Raw genomic sequence first — 18385 nt, forward strand, 5'->3', positions numbered from 1 at the left:
CAGGCTTTTAAAAATAGTCCATCGTTATTTTGTATCAAATTTATACAAATTTTTCATATTCTCCTAGAAGCTGATTCATAGATTTGACTTTTCTCAATAGACAAATTAACATTTAAAAAAATACTTTCGGAGGAAAATTTATCTTACTATTCTATTTATACGTAATATTCCAAAAAGCGTGATCTAAAACCAAAAATAAAAATTATTTTTAAATAGTTATATATGAAGAGGAGTATAAATATATGGATATTCAAATGCTGGAATCTTTGGTGACAAATTTAGGGCTGGAGCCTCATCCCGAAGGCGGTTATTATAAACGAACTTTTGAATCTTCCGAGCAAATATCTGACCAAGAGTTAGCTGTGAATTATAATGGAAAACGAAAGCTGTATACAAGTATTTATTTTGTATTGACGTCTAAAGATGTTTCCCATTTTCATCGGTTGAAGTCAGATGAATTATGGTATTTTCATGGTGGAAGCTCTTTGACTATTCATATCATTCATGAAAATGGAGAATATGAGGAAATTAGGCTTGGATTGAATTTTAACAATGGCGAAGTTCCGCAAGCGCTTGTCCCCAAAAATGCTATTTTCGGTTCATCAGTAATGGAGAAAGAAACATGCTCGCTTGTAGGCTGCATGGTTTCACCTGGCTTTGATTTTCAGGATTTTGAATTGTTTACACAGGACGAGCTATTACAAAAATATCCTCAGCATAGAGAAATCATTTTGAAACTGGCGTATAAAGAATTGCCAGAATAAATTATATGTAGAAAAATGATGAATTCATTGATAATTTATGGTGATTAAAACTATAATTAAAATAAACCGACTGGTCATAATATTTTTTCGTTCAGCAAAAGGGGGAACAGCCATGCCGCCAATTGTATCCGATTCCTATAAAGAAAAAAAGCGTAAAGAGATATTGGATAGCGCTTTTGTCTGCTTTGCTCAGAAAGGATTCCTAGTTGCTACCGTTGACGACATTGTGCAGCATTCCGGAATTAGCAAAGGGGCCATCTATAATTATTTCAAAAGCAAAGATGAAATTTTTCTGGAATTGATGAAGGCGAGTACAGAGGCTACGTATGAAAAACTAACCGGCGAATTGGGGAACTGCACCAATTCCATAGATAAAATAATACACCTATTTGATATGTATTTATCACCAAGGGATCGAGAGGATATCGGCAATATTGTTGTCCACGATGAATTTAAACTTCATGCCTCTCGTCACCCAGAATTATTGGAAAAATTAAATCAGCGTAGACACGAGTATTTTATCCAGCTTTTTTCACAGATCATTAAAGAGGGGCAGCATTCAGGAGAGATAAAGAAGGATCTGAAGCCAGACATTTATGCCAATGTGTTTTGGTCGATAATTGATGGGGCAATGATTCAAACGATCTATCCCGACTTTCCATGTAATGATGTGATTAACGAGATGAAGGAAATGTTTTTAAGAAAAATTAAGGCTTAGCCTGACGAGAACCGCATGTGGAACAAATTTGTTCTTCATGCGGTTTTTCAGATATTTCAGCGCAAAATCATTGAATTCAGCATAAATATATAATAAAATCAAAATAGACTTAATAGTCTATTTTGAAGGTTATTTTTTTAGAGACTAAATAAACCGACTGGTCATTTTAAAAAGTGAAAGAAAGGTGGGCAAATTATGACTCTAAATATTTTGTTTTTAACCGTCACCATCACAAAACGAACAAAAAGTTTAAAAGAGGCAGTACAGGATGATTATATAGAAAAACTACATGATGCGAATAAAAATCAACGTATTTCGATGAGATATTTTAAATAATCATAGAGGTTAGGGCAGAGGCCCTAGCTTTTTTTTTGCTTAGTTGGACCGGATGAATGGTCTCAAGAGGTCCGCTTAACGAAATTTTGAGGCACGAGAACCGTCCCCACGCCTCATTGTGAACAAAATGAACAAAATGATTAATAAGGTTTTAATGCTGTTTAAGTATATAAACTTTCAATATTCTAAATTTTTTGTAGAATTAGGTAAACGTTTACAAGGGGGAATTAAAAAGATGTTTAGTTTCAAAAAAATTTCAACAGTGGTGACTGCGGGAGCATTGGCGTTAAGCCTCGCTGCATGTAGCAGCGGTGCCAGCAAAGAAACTTCAAGTCCAGCAGCCAAAAAAGAAGAAGGGACAGGCTATCCAACAAAAGCTATTACCGTTGTGGCACCATCCGGGGCAGGCGGCGGCTGGGATTTAACAGCACGCTCCTTCACAAAAATCTTAAGCGAAACCAAATTGGTGGAGCAGCCGTTAACGGTTGAAAACAAGCCGGGCGGCGGCGGTGCCGTGTTTATGGCGGAATACGCCACACAGCAAGCAACAAACAATGACATGCTGTTTGTCAACTCACCGCCGATCATTATTAACAATCTGAAAAAAGAAGGTAACAGCCCATATGGTTATAAAAACACTACACCATTGGCACAGCTGACAAAGGATTATGGAGCAATCGTTGTAAAAGCGGATTCAAAATTCAAAGATTTAAAGTCTGTATTAGATGAAGTGAAGAAAGATCCTACTAAACTAACATTTGCCGGCGGTTCCGCACCTGGCTCAATGGACCACTTGATTTCTATTCTTCCGGCCTTTAAATACGGAGTGGATCCAACCAAAATCAAGTACGTTTCCTATGATGGCGGCGGTGAGGCAATTACGGCATTGCTTGGCGGTAACGCAGACGTGATCGGCACAGATGCTTCGAGCGTAAAAGAATTTTTAAAAGCAGGCAAGGTTCGCGTATTGGCGATTACTTCAACTGAACGTTTAGGCGGCGATTTCAAAGACGTTCCAACCGCTAAGGAACAGGGTGTAGATGCCGAGTTCACGATTTGGCGCGGCGTGTTTGGACCGGAAAAAATGTCTAAAGAAGCTAAAACTTATTGGGAAAAGACCATCGACAAGCTGGTTCAGTCACCTGAATGGAAAAAAGAAGTTGAAACACAAGGCTGGGAATTGGAATACAAAAACAGCGCTGACTTCCAAAAATTCTTAGGAGATCAGGATAAGCAAGTCAAAGAATTATTATCAGCATTAGGCATGCAGAAGTAATAAAGGCGGGAAGGAGTTGCTTTTCTCCTTCCCTTATTTTTTCAAAAAGGAGGACTTCGAATGGAATTGAAATTCGACCGTATTGCGTCAGTCCTGTTTCTTGCAGTAGGCGTATTGTTTATCATCGGCAGCCGGCATATTGCCAGTTCATCTTACGGAAGCGTGGTCGGGCCGGATATTTTCCCGCTCGTCCTTGGAAACGTGCTAGTGTTGTTAAGTATTCGCTTGTTTTTTGAGACGTTCCAAAACAAAAACAAGCAGGAAAATAAAGAAAAATTAGAATACAAACCTTTCATCATTATTTTTATTGCGACTTTGCTTTATATTTTAACGTTGGAATCCATTGGTTATGTAATCACCACATTCTTATTTTTATTTGTCTGCTTTCAAACGATGGAACGTTCAAAATGGATCAATTCGCTTATCATTTCAGCAGCATTTTCTGGACTTGTTTACTTTTTATTCGTGGAGGTTTTAAAAGGGACACTGCCAGGCTGGCCAATATGGTTCTCGTAGGTTTGAAGCAATAGACCTTCTGCATTTAAGGAAATGTCAGCTTTTTAGAAAGGAGTACGGACATGGGTATACTTGATTATTTATTACAAGGTTTTGGAACAGCACTTATCTGGTATAATATCATCTTTGCTTTTGTCGGGGTTTTAATCGGTACCGCGGTTGGGGTGCTTCCAGGAATTGGACCTATGAGCGGTGTCGCGCTCTTGATTCCGGTAACAGCATCGATAACCGGCGGACTTCCGCCGGAGCAGGCAGCGACCAGCGCCATCATTCTTCTTGCTGGTGTCTACTACGGGGCGATGTATGGGGGTTCGACAACTTCGATTCTATTAAATACACCGGGAGAATCGTCCTCCGTTGTGACGACCCTGGACGGTTATCAAATGGCGAAAAAAGGGAGGGCGGGGAGCGCCCTTTCGATTGCGGCAATCGGCTCGTTCTTTGCCGGGATTGTTACAATTATCGCACTTATTTTATTAGCAAAGCCATTATCAAACGTTGCTCTTAAATTTGGTCCAGCAGAATATTTTTCACTTATGCTTCTTGGGCTTGGGGCGGTCAGCGGATTAGCTGGAAAATCGGTAACGAAAGCGTTGATTATGACGGTTTGCGGTCTTTTGCTAGGAACGATTGGAATTGACAATGTTTCGGGGATTGCCCGGTTTACCTTCGAGATCCCATGGTTATACCAGGGAATTGAGTTTTTGACACTCGCGGTCGGTTTATTTGCACTTGGTGAGGTGTTCAAAACCATCCTTGAAAAAGAAGAGGATGACGGAGAAATTGCCAAAATCAACAATATGCTGCCGTCCAAGGAGGAATTCAAGGAGTCTGCAGCTCCAATTGTCCGCGGATCACTACTCGGCTTTTTCGTCGGTATTCTACCGGGGGCAGGAGCAACACTCGCATCGTTCTTCTCTTATCTGCTAGAAAAAAAGATTTCAAAGAAACCTGAAAAATTTGGAACAGGTACGATTGCTGGAGTTGCTGCTCCTGAATCCGCTAATAACGCTGCATCAGGCGGAGCGATGATCCCATTATTAACACTAGGTATTCCGGGTTCTGGGACTACTGCTATCTTGATGGGGGCTCTGATGATGTACAATGTTCAACCGGGTCCATTATTATTTGAAGACCACCCACAAGTGGCGTGGGGCTTGATTGCCAGTATGTTTATCGGAAATTTTATGCTATTAATCTTAAATCTGCCTCTAGTAAAAGTTTTTGCAAAAATTATCGAGACACCAAAGAAGTACTTGATTCCAATGATTATTGCCATTTCGATTTTCGGTGTTTATGCAGTCCAAGTATCGACTTACGATTTACTTTTGTTATTAGCCTCCGGTGTTCTTGGTTACTTTTTAAGCAAAAATGATTATCCGATTGCTCCACTTGTTCTTGGACTTGTTTTAGGCCCAATGGTTGAGAATAACCTTAGAAGAGCATTGACCATTTCGAATGGTGATTATACAGTATTTCTTTCCCGCCCAATTTCATTAATTTTTCTATTAATCACCCTATTATGGCTCGTCGTGCCATTCATGATGAAGCGCAGGGGTAAAGAGGTTATCATTAATGTTGAGGGATAAATCTGAAGATTACAAAAAACTCCTTTTTAAAGGAGTTTTTTTAATATATTATTAAGATAGAGGTGTTTGCATGCGTTTACATACAAAACTGATGCTGGGAATCTCTATAGTTATTATTATAATGGGGACCATCATAGAATTTACGTTTAAAAATATCATGGAAACGAATTTGAAGCATGAGATTGGAACGAAGGCGTTATCCGTTGCACAATCAATTGCGAACATGCCGGAAATACAAAAGGCGTTTAGTGCGGAGGACCCCGCTTTAATTATTCAGCCTATTGCGGAAAAAATACGCAAACAGGTGGGTGCGGAATTTATTGTTATCGGAAATCGAGATGAGGTCCGTTATTCACACCCTAACCCTAATCGTTTAGGCAAAAAAATGGTTGGTGGAGATAATGACCGTGTTTTTAAAGGAGAATCAATTATATCGGAATCAGTTGGGACACTTGGACCTTCTTTACGAGGAAAAGCTCCAATTTTTATTGGTGGACAGGTTGCCGGCGTCGTTTCTGTAGGGTACCTGCAGACAGATATTAAAAAAGAAGTGGCGCGAATTCAGAAGAAGGTCTTTTGGGCCATCATGATTATTTTATTAGGCGGTCTTCTGGCTGCTATATTAATCTCATTTAATATTAAAAAGGCACTTTTGGGGCTTGAGCCAGAGGAGATTGCCTGGATGTATCAGGAAAAGCATGCGATCCTTGAATCCATTCATGAAGGAATAATTGCCATTGATACGAATGGAAGAATAACGGTTGTCAACGAAACAGCGCATAAAATTTTACAGGTCCCTTGCGATACCGTTCTACGTGGGACAAGGATTGAAGAAGTGCTGGAAAATACGCATTTGCTCGATGTAGTCAGGACCGGTCAGGCCGAATATGACAGGGAATTCATGATTTTTGGGGAAATCTTTTTAGCAAACCGAGTGCCAATTTTTAACAACAAAGGTACCGTTATCGGGGCTGTAGCGAGTTTGCGGAATAAATCTGAATTGGCGCACCTGCTTCAGGAATTATCTCATGTCAAGGCTTATGCAGAAGGGCTGCGCGCTCAGACACATGAGTATTCCAATCGTCTCTATACATTGCTGGGGTTGATTCAGTTAGGTTCCTATAAAGAGGCAATCGATTTCATATCGAGAGAAGTGGATGTTACCCAATCGTTCATTCGATTTTTAATGAAGGAAATACCTGATCCGATTATTGCCGGATTTATTCTAGGGAAAGTCAGCCTGGCTAGCGAGCTGAAAATTCAGTTTACGATTGATAGTGAAAGCAGTTTTAGGGATCTTCCTGGTGACATCAGCCGGGATTCACTAGTCACGATTATTGGAAATCTCGTCAACAATGCTTTTGAAGCTGTGAGGGCAAATGACAAGGTGGAAAAAATCGTTTCCTTGTTTTTAACCGACCTTGGCAGGGAATTGATTATCGAAGTAGAAGATAACGGCGCAGGGATTGACGCCGAGTTGACTGATCAGATTTTTAAAGAAGGTTTTTCAACAAAGAATTCAGGAACCAATTCCGGAATCGGTCTGAGTCTCGTTCAAAAGGAAATTCACGAATTAGGGGGATACGTGACGTTTTCATCGGCCAAGGGAGAAGGAACGATTTTTACAGTGGCGATTCCAAAACGCAGGGGGAGTTTGCATGAAGGTGAACCGAGATATTGAAGTGTTAATTGTTGAGGATGATTTACGTGTGGCGGAAATCCAAAAGAGGTTTTTGGAACAACTCGAAGGCTTTCAAATGGTGGGAATTGCGGCTAGTTATCTGGAAGCAAAAACGTTAATCGAGATTTTGCAGCCGGACCTGCTTCTGTTGGATGTTTATTTTCCGGATATGAACGGACTAGATTTGCTGAAGGAAACAAAACAGCAGGCAAAGCAAATGGACGTCATTATGATTACGGCTACGAAAGAGATTGATAAAGTTCAAGAGGCAATTAGTATAGGTGTCTTTGATTACATCATTAAACCAGTTGTATTTGAGCGTTTCAAGCAATCATTGCTGCGGTATCAAGAGTTTCATAGAAAGCTTGTTCAATTGGGACAAGATAATCCGCACGTCACCCAGCAACAGGTCGACCAGCTGTTGCGCAAGGATGTTGAGGGGGCCGCAGGAGCGGGGGACAAGCCTTACCTTCCAAAGGGCATCGACCCGCTTACCTTAGATAAGGTAATGGAAGTACTCGGACGAGCAGAGGGCGGTCTCACCGCAGAACGAGTCGCCAAAGAAATCGGTGTCAGCCGTACCACCGCCCGCCGCTACCTCGAACACCTTGTCGCCGAGGACAAAATCGAAGCCGATTTAGCCTACGGCACAGTTGGCCGCCCTGAACGCGTCTACTTGGTGTCAGACGCCACCAAAAGACAAATGTCCACCTGAGGCGGAAACTTTTATTAATAAAAGGCTCTTTTCTAAAAGAGTGTTACTTTCATAATATAAAAACTGCTCTAAGTAAGAAGAAATAACATATTGAATTGCTTTAAGCGACCGAACATTTGGAAAAATAACTTGTCCGGTCGCATATAGTCTTTCTATGCGCCCCAACGCTAGAAAAAACTAGCGGACCGGTCGCATATAACCTTTCTATGCGCCCCAACGCTTGAAAAAAATAGCGGCTCGGTCGCATATAGCCTTTCTATGCGCCCCAACACTTGAAAAAACCAGCGGCTCGGTCACATATAGCCTTTCTATGCGCCCCAACGCTTGAGAAAACTAGCGGTTTGGTCGCATATAGCCTTTCTATGCGCCCCAATACTTGAAAAAACCAGCGGCTCGGTCGCATATAGCCTTTCTATGCGCCCCAATACTTGAAAAAACCAGCGGCTCGGTCGCATATAGCCTCTCTATGTGCCCCAATACTTGAAAAAAACAGCGGTCTGGTCGCATATAGCCTTTCTATGTGCCCCAACGCTTGAAAAAACTAGCGGACCGGTCGCAAAGGAGCAAAAACAAATGAAAACAGCATAATAAAAAAAGTGTAAGACCTTATCGGGTTTTACACTTTTTGTTTTGTTGGTAAGTTTATGTGGATTTTGCGTTTTTTTTAATTTTGAATATCCATCTTAGGATTGGCGGGACGGCAAAGTATATGAAAAACAGCCGGAATAGCTGAAAGCCACTCACCATTGATAAGTCCGCTCCTATTGCATGAGCGAGGATGCCCATTTGATCCATTCCTCCTGGGGCTACACTCAAGAAGCTGGTGGATGGAGTGAAATACCGAAAGTATACCAAAAGCAAACTTAATCCTAATGAGCAGAGAATCATCAGTCCCCCGCTGATAATGGCAAGGGTAATAACTTTTGCTTTATTTGTCAGTTTTTCAGGTTTCAACAACAGTCCTATATAACCGCCAATCATAAATTGCGAGAGGTCTAATACAGGCGGCGTGAGGGCAGGTCCGTGAAGTCCGCCAATCGTCAAGACAGCTGTTCCCAAAATCGGTCCAAGTAAAAACGGCGTAGGAGCCTTTATTTTTTTCGCTAGCAGGGCACTTAGAACACTAATGACAGCAAATAAAATTAGCATCAGAGGAAAATTTCCAACAAATGTTTGATCTGCGCTTTGTAAAAGTGATGAGGCTGTATTACCCTTTCCTGTATCCTGAAAAAGCGGTCCGAACACAAGAAACGGAACAAAAAAGATAATCATCATTAATCTGGCAACCTGAAGAAACGTCACCGTTGTAATATCAATTCCCTTCATCTCTTCGGCAAAGGTAATCATTTGCGATAGACCACCGGGGATACTTCCGGTTAGAACAGTTGGATAATCAACGTCAGTCAGCTTTGCTACAACAAAGGCAATGCCAGCACAAAAACAAATTAGTAAAGTGGTCGTTAACAACATGGAAGGCAAATTTGCCGCAATTTGATCAAGAGCTGTTTTGGTAAAGGACAGCCCAATCGAATAACCAACAATGATTAATCCAATATCTCGGATCCATCTAGGCCAATATAAATTAATTCGATTAAACCTCGAGCCAATGAATACAGCAGTCATTGGTCCTAAAAGCCAAGGAATGGGGGTATGAAGGAAATGAAAAATCAGCGCGCCGATTAAGGCAATGATGAGTGTTATAAAAAAGCGATTTGTTTTATTGTCATTAATGTTCAGAAATTTTGTCAACGATAACCCTTCATTCTGGAAATATATAAGGTGTGATGTTCAAATACTCCACTATTATCATCATTTTACCATGATTTATTGATCCTTGATATTTTAAAGCAATAATTTTGGGAATAATGGCTTCATGAAGGAGTAAACCTAAATAGTGACTTTGAATATTAATGCCATTTGAAATATGAAATAAAGGAGGTGTTAACGATGCTTGTTATGGAAAAGGAAGAAATCAACTTGTACTATACCGTGAAAGGCGAGGGAGTACCTATTGTGTTTATCCATCCGCCTTTACTTACTAGTGCAAATTTCAAATACCAGATGGATAATTTATCGAAAAGTTACAAAGTCATTTGTTTTGATATTCGCGGACATGGCCACAGTTCTTATTCTAAGCAGCCTCTTACCTATCGATTAATTGCGGATGACATACTGTATCTCTTGGACCATCTAAGAATCCCAAAAGCGTATCTTTGCGGATATTCCACCGGAGGTTCCATTGCCTTGGAATTTTTATTGACAAACCCGGACAGGGCATTGGGAGCCATTATTATAAGCGGAATGTCTGAGGTTTATGATTGGTATAATGAAAAAAGAATTATTCTGGCACGGCTACTTGCCAAAGCAGGAGCCAAACGTTTGTTGGCTTTAGGGATTTCTTGGGGCAATTCCGATGATAAAAAAATATTCAAAGCTATGTATCAGGAAGCCCTGAATGGTGATACAAGAAACATCGGACAATATTACAATTATAGCTTGCAATACAATTGTACCAATCAATTACATACCATTAATCATCCGGTTTTATTGATTTATGGAAAAAAAGATAAATCGTTTCATAAATATGCAAAAATATTAAATGAAAAGCTTCCTAATAATGAATTAAAATTTATATATGAAAAGCACCAGATACCGACAAAGTCAGCTCCTCACTTAAACCAACTAATCAGCAGGTTTATTCAACAACATAATTAAAACAAATATGAAAAAGAAGGAGGAACCCTAAAGGCTGCTCCTGCTAACTTTATTTTAATTGGAATTTTAAAAAGGAGCAAAAACGATTATATGAATAAATAAATCGGGATAAGAATGGATCCCACAGTTTTTTCGTAAGGTGAACCGTGAAACTAGCTATACTTCCGAGTGCAGCACTTCTAATAATTTCAAAAGGGTAATGGTGCCCCATCCAAATCCGAGAGATTCCGATAAATATACCCAAATACCACATTATTTTTCCAAATATTCGTTGATATAATAGCACTGAAACAGCTGCCGCAAAAGCCAATGCTGTATGTTTACTTAGAAAGGAAGAATCCTTTTTTGCTGGAATAGGAGGTAATAAATGCACCTCATGGTTCACAAAAGGCCTTGGTTGATAATTGAAAAATTTTATTATGAAAGTAATAATATAGGTTACTCCAACCGATACCCCCGTTAATAGCGAGAATTTCTTATTGCGAAACCACAAGATAATTAATAATAATACATATACATAACGAGCTTTTTTCGAAATGGTTATCATGATCATATCCCAAAAACGAGAACGACCAGCCATTTTATTTATTATTCTAAAAATATTGAGATCCATTAAAAAGCCCCCTTCACTTTAACTAAATGCTATTATTTCCAGCAAACCAGCAGCCCATGTATAGAAAGAAATCCAAAAAAAATTACTCTAACTGTAAAAGGAATCTAGGATTTTTATGCCGAAGTAAAGATAAGGTTAGAATGGATGAATTTAGTTCAACGAAAGGGATTGCTGAAAAAAATGAACAAACATTACGTTTTCGTTTATGGAACATTGAGAAAGAATGAAAAATATCATCATTTGTTGCAGGGGGCAGAGCTTGTAGCTGAGCAGGCTTGGACAAACGGAAGACTTTTCGACACCGGACTAGGATATCCTGCGGTGAAAGAATCAGAATCGGCTACGGTATATGGGGAATTATACCTGGTTTCAGATAATCATCTATGCAGCCTGGACGAATTGGAAGAATATGAGGAACATAGTAACGACAATTTATACGACCGTAAAAAACAAAACATTTTTCATGACAATAGGAAGACGGAAGCCTATATCTACACGGTTGCCAAACACAACGAAAGCATGTTAAGTACGCCAATCGTACTAGGTGACTGGAAGGTGTATCAGTTTGAAAAACAAAGTGGGAACGTTCTGTATTTTGCATATGGCAGCTGTTTGGATCATGCCAGGTTTAAGCTAGCTGGGGTCGATCATTATTTTCAAAAATTAGCAGGGGTTGCAGAGCTTAAGGGTTACACCCTTCGGTTTACAAAAAAGCTGCCTGACGGCGGGCGGGCAGACATTGTGGAAGAGGGAGGCGTTGTGGAAGGGAAGGTTTACGAGATTCCATATGAATGTCTCGAATATTTATACCGGCGTGAGGGCGTTCATACTCGTCTTTACCGGCCTGCATTAATTGATGTCAAGATGGATGGCCAGACAATCAAAGATGTACTAACATTCATAGTCGTTTCGAAAGACCCTGAAACAGCACCGCCTGACCATTATCTCGAGGAAATTATCCGTGGAGGCAACGGGTTTTTAAGTGATTCGTATATTGCTGAGTTGACAGAACATGTGAAAACACTTTAAAAAACGAGTCAGGCACCTACAAGGGTGCCTGACTCTAATTCAGATTTCAATAATAATCGGCAATATCATCGGTTTTCTTTTCGTTTCTTTAAAGAGATACTGTCCTACAGTCTTCTTGATGTTTTGTTTGATGACGTTCCATTGCCGAATGTTTTCTTCTTGTAAGTCATTGACTGTCTTTTTGACAAGGTTGTTAATTTCCCTCATCAAATTCTCAGATTCCTTTACATACACAAATCCGCGCGTAATCGTGTCGGGTCCTTGGATAATCCGTTGGTCCCGTTTGCTCAACGTTAAGACGATTACCAGCATGCCATCTTCAGACAGTTGCCTCCGATCACGCAGCACGATCTCTCCCACATCACCGACACTCACACCGTCAACATATGTATCACCTGCAGGGACGGATCTTGTCTGCCTCGCAACCCCGTCTTGAATATCCACAACAACCCCATTCCGGATAATAAAGGTATTTCCTTTTTCCACTCCAACCGATTCCGCAAGCATCCGGTGATGGTGAAGCATCCGGTATTCGCCGTGAATCGGAATAAAGTAAGTGGGCTTCATCAACGTAAGCATCAGTTTTAGATCTTCCTGGTAACCGTGGCCCGATACATGCATACCAGTTGAGCTTCCGGAACCGTAAATAACATGCGCTCCCCGCTGGAACAAGTTATCGATAATCCGGGAAACATCCTTTTCGTTCCCAGGAATAGGGGATGCTGCTAGAATAACAGTATCATCGGGATAAATCGAAGCATCCCGATAGCTTCCGCTTGCGAGCCGCCCGAGAGCGGCATTTGGCTCGCCCTGACTTCCGGTACATAGGATGGCGACTCGTTCGGGGGCAAATTTTTCGATTTCGCCTGCTGCTATCAGCATTCCTTCCGGTACATGCAGATAGCCACGTTCAATGGCAACATCAACGACATTCACCATACTTCGGCCCAGCAAGGCCAGCTTTCGATTTGTCTCAAGACAGGCTTCCACTACTTGCTGCACACGATTAACATTGGAAGCAAAAGTCGAAACGAAAATTTTCCCCCTAGCCCGAAGAAAAGCTTCCAACATATGACTGCCCACCATTTGCTCAGAAGGAGTGATCCCTTTTCTTTCTGCGTTCGTACTTTCCGAAATTAACGCTAAAACGCCTTTCTGGCCAATCTCTGCCATTTTATGTATATCGGAATATTGGTTATTGGCCGGAGTTAGATCAAATTTAAAGTCCCCCGTATGAACGACATTTCCTTCTGGCGTATGGAAAACAATCCCGAGACAATCCGGAATGCTATGGCTGACTTTGAAAAAGGAAACTTTAATCTCGCCAAATTCTAACTCTGAATCAGCATCAATCGGTACAAGCTTAGTATCCCGTTTTAGTCTGTGCTCTTCCAATTTTAATTCAATCAAACCGAGCGTAAAACGTGTTGCATAAATAGGTACATTTAATTTTTTTAAAAAATAAGGAACACCTCCAATATGGTCTTCATGCCCATGAGTCACAACTAAAGCACGGATTTTCTCACGGTTTTCTTCCAAATAGGTCACATCTGGAATGATCAAATCAATTCCAAGCAAGCTTTCATCAGGAAACATTCCGCCGGCATCAATCACCACGATATCGTCATTATATTGAATCACATACATGTTTTTGCCAATTTCATTAATGCCGCCTAAAGCAAAAAAGGATAGGGTATTGTTACTCACTTTTTCTTCCTCCCGAATACATTCTGATATTCATAATATACCCGGAGAATCCTTCATTAATTAACTGTGAACACCATTTTTCCGTAAGATTCACCGCCCCAAAATCATGAGGTAACGTGTCAATATAATATAGGGGCCCGTATAAACAACGGCCTTTTTTATAAAGAAAAAAGTGGATGGTCTAATTTTAGATGAATTGGATGGTCAATAATCAATGTGTTTTCGATATTATATAGGTAGCAAAAGCTTTTTAATTAGAGGTGCGGTATGAATATAATGATCGGTTTAGTAATTTTAATCCTTATTTTTTCTGTAGTTTCAACGCTATTAATTACCAGGAAACCTGATGAAAACTACACTGGTTCAACAAAAAGAAACACCACCAACTTAACTTTAATATATGTTGTTATTATCGGCATCGCTTTAATTTCACTTGGAATCTATATTGGGGTTGATTAGACCATCTTGAAGGATGGTCTTATTATTTGCCCTATTTAGTTTGAAACAATCTCAAGTGCATCAGCAAACCTTCGAATTCCTTCATTGATCATTTCCTCATTTTCCCTTGCAAAGGTAAAACGGACGAAACCCTTTTCAGTCCCCATCGTTGAACCAGGGACAAATATTACACCTCTTTTTATCGATTCCTCCAACAATTGGATTTCATCACATCCATTTTTAATTCGGCACCACAAGTGAATGCCGCCTTGTGGGATATTAAATTCGACTTGATCTTTTAAAAACGTATCCAGACTATTAACAATTTGATTCCTGCGGTTTTCCAACCTCTTAACTAACCTTTTCATATGAGATTCAAAATCATTTGATTCTAAAAAATCATTTGCAATCCATTGCGAGTAACTGGCATGTCCAAAATCGACTTGCTGTTTTGCATCTGCTAACCTTTCAATGACCTGTTTCGGTCCAATAATCCATCCTATCCGCAGCCCAGAGGCAACAATTTTTGTCAAAGAACTAATATATAAAACATTCCCATGATGGTCCAATGATTTAAGAGTTGGGATTTTCTTCATTGAAAAAGGCGTTAAACTATAGGGGTCATCCTCCACCACTGGAATCCCAAATTCAGATGATATTTCAAGAATCTTTTTCCTCCGTTCTAGGGACAAAAGAGTTCCTGTAGGATTTTGAAAAATTGGATTCAAGAAAATCATCCTAATTCGATGTTTTTTATATAAATCGGTTATATCGTCGGGGTTTATCCCATCCTTGCCAACCTTTAAATAATAGGTTTTGATTCCTGCAGATTTAAATACAGGCAGATTGTAATGATAGGAAGGATTCTCAAGGGCAACTGAGTCTCCTGGTTTTAACAGGCATTGCACCACAAGATGCAAAGCTTGCTGTGCTCCCGAAGTAACCAATATAGATGAAGGATTCGTTTCGATCCCTCGGAACTGTTTAACATGTTTAGCAAGTGTGTCTCTGAGTATCAAATTACCCTGTGGATGGTCATATCCCAAAGTACCGATAAAGGATCTGTTCATAGTAATTTCCCTAAGAGACGATAAGGGAAATAAATCCTGAGATAATTCGCCGCTGGCTAAATTAATTAATTTTTGCTCAGCCATCTCTTTGTGAATTCTTTGCGTTACAGGTAAATTGGGAAGAAATGAGCCTGCCTCAATATACCTGTTCCAGCTTGGAACACGGTTCTTAGCCATTCCCCAAATATCTTTGCTTACGGTTGTTCCACTGCCTTTTTTTCGCTCAATCAGTCCATTTGATTCCAACTCGTCATAAGCCGCAATAACGGTGCTTCTGTTTACTCCGAGTTCTTTCGCCAAGCCTCTTTCAGAAGGCAATGGCTTATCTTGGGGAAAAGTTCCATCCGCAATCCCGTTCTCGATATATATAGCAAGTTGTTTATAAATGGGTATTTTAGAATTTCTGTTAGGTTTCCAATCCATTAGCTACATCCTTTAACTTAAACTAGGTCTTATTTATAATTGTATACTTTTTCAAAGCATTTTTCATTTTGGACACGATAGTCGGTGCCTCGTATTTTAGCTGCCTGCAACAAGGCAGCTTTTCTTTTAAGAGTTTTTTCATTTTTTGAAAAATTAAGAAGGAAATTACTATCCTAAACTCGTATATGGTAAGTGTAGCTAAAACAATTCGAACACGACATTTGGGGGAATGGCAATGACGATTGAAAAAATGGAAGGAAAGTTGTTGTGGGAGCCTTCACAACAATTCCAGGATGAATCCAATTTGAAAAAATTCATGATATGGCTGGAAGAAACACGGGGACTGCACTTTGATACATATGAACAGTTATGGAAGTGGTCAGTTACCTCGATTGAAGGCTTTTGGTCTGCCGTCTGGCACTATTTTGACATTCAGGCGAAAACGCCATATGAAGAGGTTTTAAAGGTAAGAAAAATGCCAGGGGCTCAGTGGTTTCCTGGAGCAACTTTAAACTATGCAGAGCATGTATTTCGTAATGAAATCCCTGAAAAAGAAGCAATTATATACGAAAGTGAAAACCGGACACAAGGGAAAATAACCTGGGCTGAATTGAAAAAGAACACCGCGGCCATTGCCGAATATCTTAAATCACTTGGAGTTCAGCCGGGAGACCGTGTAGTAGCGTATGCGTCCAATATTCATGAAACGATTACAGCCTTTCTTGCTTGTGCCAGCATCGGGGCCGTCTGGTCAAGCTGTGCACCTGAATTTGGGATCATGAGCGTAATTGACCGCTTTAAGCAAATTGAACCTAAGGTATTGTTTGCCGTTGATGGCTACCGGTATGGAGGAAAAGACTTTGATCGCCTTGAACTGGTGAAAAAAATCCAAGCGGAACTGCCAACTCTTCAGCAAACAATCATTATCCCAAACATAAAAGAAGAGCCAAATATCGGACAGTTAACGAACGCTGTCTTGTGGAATCATCCGCTTGAAATTACAACAGGGGCAGCAATATCATTCGAGGCAGTGCCATTTGACCATCCACTGTGGATTTTATATTCCTCCGGTACTACTGGCAAACCAAAAGCGATTGTCCAAAGTCAGGGTGGAATTTTATTAGAACATTTTAAAATGATGGCTCTGCAAAGCAATATCTCTAAAGATGATCGTTTCTTCTGGTATACCACAACTGGCTGGATGATGTGGAATGTAGTTGTAAGCGGTTTACTGGTGGGTTCAACGATTCTATTATATGATGGTAATCCAGCATATCCAAATTATGATACATTATGGAAATTTGCCGATTCCTCGAAAATGACTATGTTCGGAACCAGTGCAGGCTTTATTACGGCTTGCATGAAGGCTGGCCTGAAGCCGAGGGAACAGTTTGATCTTTCCCATTTAAAAAGTATCGGGTCAACGGGGTCACCTCTTCCTGTCAGCGGATTTGAATGGGTGTATGAACATGTGAAAGAAGACCTTTGGCTCGTTTCGACAAGTGGAGGAACGGACATTTGTACCTCAATCGTTAGCGGTGCTCCAACCCTGCCAGTTCATGCTGGGGAACTGCAGTGCCGGGCGCTCGGTACTGCTGTAAAGGCATTTAACGAACAGGGCGAAGAGTTGACAGATGAAATAGGTGAACTCGTCATAACCGAGCCGACACCATCGATGCCGATTTATTTTTGGAATGATGAAAGCGGCGAGCGTTACCGCGACAGCTATTTTGATATGTACCCAGGCATTTGGCGTCATGGTGATTTTATTAAGATCACTTCAAGAGGAAGTGCTATTATCTACGGACGTTCGGATGCAACGATTAATCGCGGCGGAGTCCGGATGGGGACGAGTGAAATTTATAGTGCATTGGAAAAAGTGCCTGAAGTTCTTGATAGCTTAGTTGTCGATCTGCCGCTAAGTGCCGAGCAATCTTATATGCCGCTTTTTGTTGTATTGAAAGAGGATGCCGTTCTGACTGAAGATGTGAAGTCAAGAATCAATCAGGCCATCCGCAAGGACTGCTCACCGCGTCATGTGCCAAATGAAATTTTTTTAGTAGATGAGCTGCCGAAAACTTTAAATGGCAAAAAGCTAGAGGTACCGATCAAGAAAATTTTGATGGGAACGCCTGTTGAAAAGGCAGTGAATACAGGCTCATTAGCGAATCCTGATACTTTACAATATTTCATAGAATTTCAGAAAAATCTAAACGGCTTACAAAAATAAACTTTTAGGCCGCTCACAAGGTGGGCGGCTTTATTATTGTTTTCAGGATTAATCTAAATTGGCTTTAATCTTTTTGATCATATCTGAATATTCTTTGTCAGTCAGATAAACTTTGCCGGGATTCATTACGAAGGTTGATCCCCAATTATCTTCTCCTTCATATTTTGGGACGACATGCAAATGTAAATGATGTAATGTATCGCCGTATGCACCATAATTTATCTTATTTGGTTGGAAAGCCCTGTCAATAGCAGCTGCTACCCTTTTTACATCGTTCATAAATAAAGATAATTCCTGGTCACTAAGTTCAAAAAGTTCCTTTACGTGATCCTTATATACTACATTACATCTGCCTTTATAGGTTTGCTCTTTAAAGAGAAAAACTGTGGAAACACCAAGATTAGCTATTTTAATCATAAGATTGTCTATTCTTTCATCCTCCATGCAATACATGCAATCTTTATTTAATTCCATCCATTTTCATCCTCTTCTCTAGTTTAATATAGTAAATATAAATTTTTCTCGTTTATTGTGCTCATATCTTGTCTAATTTTAAACTATTTTG

At 40.2% G+C, this 18385-nt stretch carries 17 protein-coding genes; 12 read left to right on the forward strand and 5 right to left on the reverse strand.

Going from position 1 to position 18385, the window contains the following annotated elements:
• The first annotated feature begins 242 nt into the window (after positions 1 to 242).
• From V5M37_RS12285 to V5M37_RS12320, 8 genes are all read left to right on the forward strand, one after another.
• The gene (locus tag V5M37_RS12285) at positions 243 to 764 is read left to right on the forward strand and encodes a cupin domain-containing protein (protein WP_423802171.1); all 522 of its coding nucleotides are present in this window, start codon (positions 243 to 245) and stop codon (positions 762 to 764) included.
• 112 nt (positions 765 to 876) lie between these two features.
• Positions 877 to 1482 (forward strand): TetR/AcrR family transcriptional regulator, encoded by a 606-nt coding sequence (locus V5M37_RS12290; protein WP_423802172.1) that lies wholly within the window; start codon positions 877 to 879, stop codon positions 1480 to 1482.
• Positions 1483 to 1677: 195 nt separating this feature from the next.
• Positions 1678 to 1818, forward strand: coding sequence for a YrzI family small protein (locus tag V5M37_RS12295; protein ID WP_423802173.1), 141 nt, complete (start codon positions 1678 to 1680; stop codon positions 1816 to 1818).
• A gap of 235 nt (positions 1819 to 2053) precedes the next feature.
• Positions 2054 to 3094 (forward strand): tripartite tricarboxylate transporter substrate binding protein, encoded by a 1041-nt coding sequence (locus V5M37_RS12300; RefSeq protein WP_423802174.1) that lies wholly within the window; start codon positions 2054 to 2056, stop codon positions 3092 to 3094.
• A 60-nt stretch (positions 3095 to 3154) separates the two neighbouring features.
• Entirely contained in the window at positions 3155 to 3610 is a 456-nt protein-coding gene (locus V5M37_RS12305; protein WP_423802175.1) for a tripartite tricarboxylate transporter TctB family protein, read from the forward strand.
• 62 nt (positions 3611 to 3672) lie between these two features.
• Complete coding sequence (locus V5M37_RS12310; protein ID WP_423802176.1) at positions 3673 to 5199, forward strand: tripartite tricarboxylate transporter permease; 1527 nt, start codon at positions 3673 to 3675, stop codon at positions 5197 to 5199.
• Between the two features lie 70 nt (positions 5200 to 5269).
• Complete coding sequence (locus V5M37_RS12315) at positions 5270 to 6880, forward strand: ATP-binding protein (protein ID WP_423802177.1); 1611 nt, start codon at positions 5270 to 5272, stop codon at positions 6878 to 6880.
• A complete protein-coding gene (locus V5M37_RS12320; RefSeq protein ID WP_423802178.1) occupies positions 6858 to 7595 on the forward strand; it encodes a response regulator in 738 nt (245 codons plus the stop codon). The genes V5M37_RS12315 and V5M37_RS12320 overlap by 23 nt, the downstream gene beginning before the upstream one ends.
• Positions 7596 to 8237: 642 nt before the next feature.
• Here V5M37_RS12320 and V5M37_RS12325 read toward each other — a convergent pair.
• Positions 8238 to 9344, reverse strand: coding sequence for an AbrB family transcriptional regulator (locus V5M37_RS12325; protein WP_423802179.1), 1107 nt, complete (start codon positions 9342 to 9344; stop codon positions 8238 to 8240).
• A 198-nt stretch (positions 9345 to 9542) separates the two neighbouring features.
• Between V5M37_RS12325 and V5M37_RS12330 the strand changes: the two genes are divergently transcribed.
• Complete coding sequence (locus tag V5M37_RS12330; protein ID WP_423802180.1) at positions 9543 to 10310, forward strand: alpha/beta fold hydrolase; 768 nt, start codon at positions 9543 to 9545, stop codon at positions 10308 to 10310.
• Positions 10311 to 10359: 49 nt separating this feature from the next.
• Here the strand turns inward: V5M37_RS12330 and V5M37_RS12335 are convergent, their stop codons facing one another.
• Positions 10360 to 10923: a phosphatase PAP2 family protein gene (locus V5M37_RS12335; protein ID WP_423802181.1), complete on the reverse strand. Its 564-nt coding sequence runs from the start codon at positions 10921 to 10923 to the stop codon at positions 10360 to 10362.
• Positions 10924 to 11103: 180 nt separating this feature from the next.
• Here V5M37_RS12335 and V5M37_RS12340 point away from each other — a divergent pair, with 180 nt between their 5' ends.
• Positions 11104 to 11952 (forward strand): gamma-glutamylcyclotransferase, encoded by an 849-nt coding sequence (locus V5M37_RS12340; protein ID WP_423802182.1) that lies wholly within the window; start codon positions 11104 to 11106, stop codon positions 11950 to 11952.
• A gap of 39 nt (positions 11953 to 11991) precedes the next feature.
• Here V5M37_RS12340 and V5M37_RS12345 read toward each other — a convergent pair whose 3' ends face one another.
• Positions 11992 to 13659, reverse strand: a complete 1668-nt coding sequence (locus V5M37_RS12345; RefSeq protein WP_423802183.1) for a ribonuclease J — start codon at positions 13657 to 13659, stop codon at positions 11992 to 11994.
• Between the two features lie 276 nt (positions 13660 to 13935).
• Between V5M37_RS12345 and V5M37_RS12350 the strand changes: the two genes are divergently transcribed.
• Positions 13936 to 14118 carry a hypothetical protein gene (locus V5M37_RS12350; RefSeq protein WP_423802184.1) on the forward strand — a complete coding sequence of 61 codons (183 nt, stop codon included), beginning with the start codon at positions 13936 to 13938 and terminating at the stop codon, positions 14116 to 14118.
• A 35-nt stretch (positions 14119 to 14153) separates the two neighbouring features.
• Here the strand turns inward: V5M37_RS12350 and V5M37_RS12355 are convergent, their stop codons facing one another.
• Positions 14154 to 15590, reverse strand: coding sequence for a PLP-dependent aminotransferase family protein (locus V5M37_RS12355; RefSeq protein ID WP_423802185.1), 1437 nt, complete (start codon positions 15588 to 15590; stop codon positions 14154 to 14156).
• A 235-nt stretch (positions 15591 to 15825) separates the two neighbouring features.
• On the opposite strand from V5M37_RS12355, the gene V5M37_RS12360 reads away from it, so the two are divergent.
• The gene (locus V5M37_RS12360; RefSeq protein ID WP_423802186.1) at positions 15826 to 17820 is read left to right on the forward strand and encodes an acetoacetate--CoA ligase; all 1995 of its coding nucleotides are present in this window, start codon (positions 15826 to 15828) and stop codon (positions 17818 to 17820) included.
• A gap of 48 nt (positions 17821 to 17868) precedes the next feature.
• Here the strand turns inward: V5M37_RS12360 and V5M37_RS12365 are convergent, their stop codons facing one another.
• Positions 17869 to 18294, reverse strand: a complete 426-nt coding sequence (locus V5M37_RS12365) for an HIT family protein (protein ID WP_423802187.1) — start codon at positions 18292 to 18294, stop codon at positions 17869 to 17871.
• Positions 18295 to 18385: the final 91 nt, after the last annotated feature.

Source organism: Neobacillus sp. SAB-20_R2A (assembly GCF_049568635.1).
Taxonomy (GTDB): Bacteria; Bacillota; Bacilli; order Bacillales; family Cytobacillaceae; genus Neobacillus; species Neobacillus citreus.

Bases quoted from the DNA above. Each gene is read 5' to 3' on its own strand.
- V5M37_RS12285 (WP_423802171.1), top strand. From the start codon at position 243: ATGGATATTCAAATGCTGGAATCTTTGGTGACAAATTTAGGGCTGGAG.
- V5M37_RS12290 (WP_423802172.1), top strand. From the start codon at position 877: ATGCCGCCAATTGTATCCGATTCCTATAAAGAAAAAAAGCGTAAAGAG.
- V5M37_RS12295 (WP_423802173.1), top strand. From the start codon at position 1,678: ATGACTCTAAATATTTTGTTTTTAACCGTCACCATCACAAAACGAACA.
- V5M37_RS12300 (WP_423802174.1), top strand. From the start codon at position 2,054: ATGTTTAGTTTCAAAAAAATTTCAACAGTGGTGACTGCGGGAGCATTG.
- V5M37_RS12305 (WP_423802175.1), top strand. From the start codon at position 3,155: ATGGAATTGAAATTCGACCGTATTGCGTCAGTCCTGTTTCTTGCAGTA.
- V5M37_RS12310 (WP_423802176.1), top strand. From the start codon at position 3,673: ATGGGTATACTTGATTATTTATTACAAGGTTTTGGAACAGCACTTATC.
- V5M37_RS12315 (WP_423802177.1), top strand. From the start codon at position 5,270: ATGCGTTTACATACAAAACTGATGCTGGGAATCTCTATAGTTATTATT.
- V5M37_RS12320 (WP_423802178.1), top strand. From the start codon at position 6,858: ATGAAGGTGAACCGAGATATTGAAGTGTTAATTGTTGAGGATGATTTA.
- V5M37_RS12330 (WP_423802180.1), top strand. From the start codon at position 9,543: ATGCTTGTTATGGAAAAGGAAGAAATCAACTTGTACTATACCGTGAAA.
- V5M37_RS12335 (WP_423802181.1), bottom strand. From the start codon at position 10,923: ATGGATCTCAATATTTTTAGAATAATAAATAAAATGGCTGGTCGTTCT.
- V5M37_RS12340 (WP_423802182.1), top strand. From the start codon at position 11,104: ATGAACAAACATTACGTTTTCGTTTATGGAACATTGAGAAAGAATGAA.
- V5M37_RS12350 (WP_423802184.1), top strand. From the start codon at position 13,936: ATGATCGGTTTAGTAATTTTAATCCTTATTTTTTCTGTAGTTTCAACG.
- V5M37_RS12355 (WP_423802185.1), bottom strand. From the start codon at position 15,590: ATGGATTGGAAACCTAACAGAAATTCTAAAATACCCATTTATAAACAA.
- V5M37_RS12360 (WP_423802186.1), top strand. From the start codon at position 15,826: ATGACGATTGAAAAAATGGAAGGAAAGTTGTTGTGGGAGCCTTCACAA.
- V5M37_RS12365 (WP_423802187.1), bottom strand. From the start codon at position 18,294: ATGGAATTAAATAAAGATTGCATGTATTGCATGGAGGATGAAAGAATA.